This window comes from Azospirillum sp. B506 (genome assembly GCF_000333595.1).
In the GTDB taxonomy this organism is placed as follows: Bacteria; Pseudomonadota; Alphaproteobacteria; order Azospirillales; family Azospirillaceae; genus Azospirillum.
The window spans coordinates 1-5073 of sequence record NZ_BADK01000298.1 but is presented as its reverse complement, the minus strand read 5'-3'; the positions used below and the strand labels follow the sequence as shown (position 1 = coordinate 5073).

The 5073-nt window shown below is 69.1% G+C and carries 5 protein-coding genes; 3 read left to right on the top strand and 2 right to left on the bottom strand.

Translation table 11 applies throughout. The annotated features are described in order from the left end of the window. From I71_RS09320 to I71_RS09310, 3 genes are all read left to right on the top strand, one after another. Positions 1–226 (top strand): winged helix-turn-helix domain-containing protein (locus tag I71_RS09320; protein WP_199902141.1); only part of this gene is annotated, 226 nt, incomplete at its 5' end. A gap of 395 nt (positions 227–621) precedes the next feature. Then, positions 622–2835, top strand: a complete 2214-nt coding sequence (locus I71_RS09315) for a methyl-accepting chemotaxis protein (RefSeq protein WP_042694152.1) — start codon at positions 622–624, stop codon at positions 2833–2835. Positions 2836–2890: 55 nt separating this feature from the next. Then, positions 2891–3919 (top strand): amino acid ABC transporter substrate-binding protein, encoded by a 1029-nt coding sequence (locus I71_RS09310; RefSeq protein ID WP_042694157.1) that lies wholly within the window; start codon positions 2891–2893, stop codon positions 3917–3919. Between the two features lie 62 nt (positions 3920–3981). Here I71_RS09310 and I71_RS09305 read toward each other — a convergent pair whose 3' ends face one another. Both I71_RS09305 and I71_RS09300 read right to left on the bottom strand, forming a co-directional pair. Continuing rightward, entirely contained in the window at positions 3982–4695 is a 714-nt protein-coding gene (locus tag I71_RS09305; RefSeq protein WP_042694150.1) for an ABC transporter ATP-binding protein, read from the bottom strand. Beyond that, positions 4685–5073 (bottom strand): ATP-binding cassette domain-containing protein (locus I71_RS09300; protein WP_042694148.1); only part of this gene is annotated, 389 nt, incomplete at its 5' end. The genes I71_RS09300 and I71_RS09305, both read right to left, overlap by 11 nt.

Genomic DNA, 5073 nt, shown 5'->3' with positions numbered 1-5073 from the left:
ACCCCGCCGGGTGATGACCCGCGACTATCTGCTGACGGGGACGACGCGGCGCAAGACGGATGCCACCGACCGCACCATCGACAGCCTGTTCCGCNGCNTGCGCCGCCTGATCGAGACCGACCCCGCCGACCCGAGGCTGCTCGTCACCGTCCACGGCACGGGCTACCTGTTCGCCGGCGACGTCACGCAGGATGATCCCCTCTCCCCCCGGGGAGAGGGGGTATAGGCGCCCATCCACCGAACCCCGAGCAAACTCCCCCGTCGCTTCAGTCTCGCGGCGGCCACGCGCTCGGCAACCTGGGCCACGGAAGTCGCGAAAATTTTTCGCGCGCTCCTGTGGCCCATTTTTTATGCATCTCAATAGGCAAACAGCCTTTTTCAAAGTCACTCCACCACATGCGGTTGCTTTCCTTCTTGATCGATTCTTCCATAGGAAAGTCATGGATCGCCGATGGGACGAAAAAGCCGCCCGTTTCTTTTCCTCTGTCATCCCGGCTTGTCTCAAATGCAAACGAAAAGACACGAACTGTTCACAAATGAACGCTAAACCGTTCAAAGGGCCCTGCGAGGATGTGCGTGTAGCAATCCGTGAAACCGTTCACTGCGGCGGGGGGTTTGGGCATGACAGCGATCTGGACGAAAGCGGGCGGCACCACGGACGACGGGGGCGCACGTCACCGCTTCTGGACCCTGCGCCGCGCCATGGTGTCGGTGGTGGGCGTTCTGGTGGCGGCGCTGATCGCCAGCCAGGCCTGGGTGTCGCAACGCTACACCGACTTCGCGCTGACCACCTTCAACAGCAGTGCTGCGGCGACCCTGCGGGTGCTCGCCAACGACCGCATCCGCAAGAACTACACGGAGTGGCTCCAGGGACACGCCAATGAATGGAGCCGCGACGCCTTCCTGGTCGACAGCATCAACCAGAAGGATCCGGCCAAGACGACGCTGGCGCTGAAGAACATCAACGCCCGCCCCGTGGTGGTCGACCGCGAGGTGCGGCTGGTCTCGGTCGCCGTCTACGACGCAGACATGGCGCGCATCGCCACCACCGGCGGGGAGCAGGACAGCGTCGCCACCGTCGCCCCGCTGTTCGAGGCGCTGAAGTCCCGCGACATCGCCGACAAGCGCCGTCCGGCCAGCCTGCTGTGGCGCGACGGCCGGGGCCGGCCGCTGTTCAGCATGATCGTCCCCATTGGCGGTTTTCGCGTCCTGGGCTTCCTGGAGGTGGTGACCGATCCGCTGCCGGCCCTGTCCAGCCTGGGCGCCGTTCTCGACGCCGACATCCGCTTCACCGATGCCAAGGGTGGCGTGCTGTTCGAGGCCAAGGGCGGCGAGCCGTCGACCCATGCGCAGCTCTCCACCACCACCGTGTCGCTCGGCGGCGACGGCGGGCTGCCCTGGGCGACGGCGGAGATTTCACGCGACGTGTCCGAATTCGTCGGCGCGACCGAGGCTCTGCGCAACGACGCGCTCAAGATGGTCGGCGCCTTCGCGCTGGCCGTCGCCATTGCCGCCGCGCTGCTGCTCCGCGTCGCCGTCATCGCCAACCTGCGCAAGTTCGCCCGCGCCATGGAGCAGATCGCTGCCGGCGACCTGTCCATCGAAATCCCCCGCACCGGCCGCGACGAGCTGGCGGTGATGGCCGCCGCCCTGCGCCGCCTGCGCGGCAGCGTCGAGCAGGTGCTGCTGATGAAGCGGATGGTCGACAGCAGCCCGGTTCCCACGGCGCTCCTGCGCACCGATGGACAGGTGGGATTCGTCAACCCGGCCGCCCGGACCTTCTGCGAGGCGCATGGCATCGACCCGACCGGCCCCGACCTGCTGGCCCAGGGGCCGGACTTCACCGCCGCCTGCGCCGACCCCGCCCGGCCGCCGATCCCGCGCCGCACGCTGACGGTGGACGAGACGACGGTGGAGGCCCATGTCGACACCGTCTTCGACGACCAGGGCAACGTGCTGGGCAAGACGCTGTCCTGGACCGACGTCACCGAGCAGATGCGCTCCGCAGCACTCGCCCGCCAGCTGATGGAGGACGTGCATCAGGTGGCGTCCGGCGTCGCCGCCCAGTCGGGCCAGCTGCGCGAGCTGGCCGACGCGCTGCGCTGCGAATCCTCCGGCACCATCGACAGCACGGTCAGCGCCGGCAGCTTCGTCGCCGAGAGCAACCGCAACGCCAACACCTGCAACGACAGCGCACGCACGCTGATGGACACCATCGGCACCGTCTCCAGCCTGACGACCGAGGCGGCGGGGGTGGTCGGCGACACGCTGGGCGAACTGACCGCCGCCCGCGAAGTGGTGGGGCAGCTGGGCGAAAACACCGAGCAGATCCGCCGGATCGTCGACGTCATCACCGGCATCGCCCACCAGACCAAGCTGCTGGCCCTGAACGCCACCATCGAGGCGGCGGCGGCCGGCGTGGCGGGCCGCGGCTTCGCCGTGGTGGCCGCGGAGGTGAAGAAGCTGGCGGAGGAGACCGCCAACGCCACCGTGCAGATCGCCAGTTCGGTCGGCGCCATCAACGGCAGCATCCAGAACACCGTCGGCACCTTCGCCCGCATCTCCGGCTCGGTCGAGCGCATCAACGAGGTGCAGGATCTGATCGGCGAGGCGGTGGCCCGGCAGACCGCCTCCTCGACCGACATCCGCAACCGCGTCGGCGTGATCGCCGGCAACACCGGCGAGGTGGCGGCGCTGATCGACGGCGTCAGCGCCCAGGCCGCCCGCACCGGCGACATCGCCGCCTCGCTGACCGAAACGGCGAACACGCTGGCCGAGGAAGCCGCTTCGCTGCATAGTCTGCTCGGCACGCTGCGCGCCGGGCAGGCGGCCTGATCCCGCCCACCGCGGGCTTGCGGCGGAGGAGACGGGTCAGGGGATGGGTGTCGGGATGCGGCTGCCGTTGCTTCTGCTGCTGGCGCTGATGCTGGCCTCGCCGGCCTTTGCCCCATCGGCGCTGGCCGAGGACGGCGACACGCTGGAGCGCATCCACAGCCGCGGCTTCCTGATCTGCGGCCTGCGCAGCGGCGTCAGCGGCATCTCCTTCTCCGACCCGCAGGGGCATCTCGACGGTTTCCTCGTCGATGTCTGCCGGGTGTTCGCCGCGGCGACGCTGGGCAACGCCCAGGCGGTCCGCGTCGTCCGCCTGCCGGAAAAGCCGCAGGAATTCCAGGCGGTGGAGAAGCACGAGGTCGACGTGGCGCTGACCACCACGACCTGGACCTTCAGCCGCGAGCTGTCGCACGACATCGAGTTCCTGATGCCGCTGCTGCATGACGGCCAGGGTTTCGCCATCCATGCGGACGGCACGCCGCCGCCGCTCGACCGGCTGGGCGCCCGCACCGTCTGCGTCAAGACCGCCACCACCACGGTCCGCAATCTGGAGGACCATATCCGCAAGTCCGACCTGCCCTGGACGATGCGCACCTTCCAGACGCTGGACGAGGCGCTGCAGGCCTTCCTCGCCCATGAATGCGACCTGCTGACCACCGATCGCACGGTGCTGGTGACCTCGCTGGCCGGCTACCGGCAGGCCGGCATGGGCATCTACATCTATCCCGACGTGATCTCGCGCGAGCCGCTGACGCCCTACATCGCGCGCGGCGACCGCAACTGGTACGACATCACCCGCTGGGTGCTCCACGCCATCGTGCTGGCCGACGCCAAGGGCATCACGTCGGCGGATGTGCAGGCCGGCCGCATCCCCGACGACCCGGAACTGCACCGCATGCTGGGCCATGCCGGCAGCGTCTCCCGCACGCTCGGCCTGCCCGACGACTGGGCCTTGCAGGTTTTGGCCCAGGTGGGGAACTACGGCGAGATCTTCGACCGCAACCTCGGCACCCCTTACGGCATGGACCGCGGCCCGAACAAGCCCTGGACCCAGGGCGGGCTGCTCTACGCGCCGCCGTTCCGGTAGAGCGTACCGAGCCCCCAAAGATCCCCTCTCCCCGGGGGGGAGAGAGGGGGATATCACCTCCCCTACGCCGCCAGCGCCACGCCCAGATGCCGCTCCAGCAGCGCCGGATCGGCTTTCGCCTGCGCCGCCGGACCGGCATGCACCACGCGGCCGCGATCGAGAAAGACCACACGGTCGGCAAAGTCCAGCGCACGGTCGACCTGCTGCTCCACCAGCACAATGGTCATGTCGAGCTTCGACAGCGCCGCCATCAGCGTGTCGCAGATCACCGGCGCCAGCCCCTCCAGCGGCTCGTCCAGCAGCAGCACCGTCGGCTTGCCGAGCAGGGCGCGGGCGACCGACAGCATCTGCTGCTCGCCGCCCGACAGTTCGCCGCCGCCGTTGCGCCGCCGTTCGCCCAGCCGCGGGAACAGCTCGTACGCCTCCTGCAGCGCCGAGCGCGGCCGCCCTTTCAGCCCGGTGACGAGGTTCTCCTCCACCGTCAGCGATTTGAAGATGTCGCGCGTCTGCGGCACATAGCCCAGCCCGGCCACCGCCCGCGCCGAGCTGTTCATCGCGCCGAGTTCCACCCCGTCCAGCCGGATGCTGCCGCCATGGCGGGTGGTCTGGCCGACCAGCGTCGCCAGCGTCGTCGTCTTCCCCACCCCGTTGCGGCCGAGCAGCGCCAGCCGCCCGCCCGCCGGCACGGACAGCGACACGCCGTCGAGGATCAGCGTCTTGGCATAGCCGGCGCGCAGATCCGAGACCTCAAGCGCTCCCCGCGGTTCAGTGGGCATCGGCACGGCTCCCCAGATAGACCTCGCGCACGCGCGGATCGCCGACGATCTCCTTTGCGGTGCCGCTGCACAGCAGCCGCCCCTGCGCCAGCACGACGATGGTGCTGGCAAACCGGAACACCAGATCCATGTCGTGCTCGATCATCAGCACCGCCAGATCCTTCGGAAGCCGGTCGATGGCGTCGAGGATGCGCTGGCTTTCCGAATGGGGCACGCCCGCCGCCGGCTCGTCGAGGATCAGCACCTTCGGCTTCATGGCGAGCGCCAGCGCGATCTCCAGAAGCCGCTGCTGCCCATAGGCCAGCGAGCCGACCGCACTGTGCGCCACCGGCGTCAACCCCATGGTGTCGAGCAGCCCCGCCACCTCGTCGGCCAGCC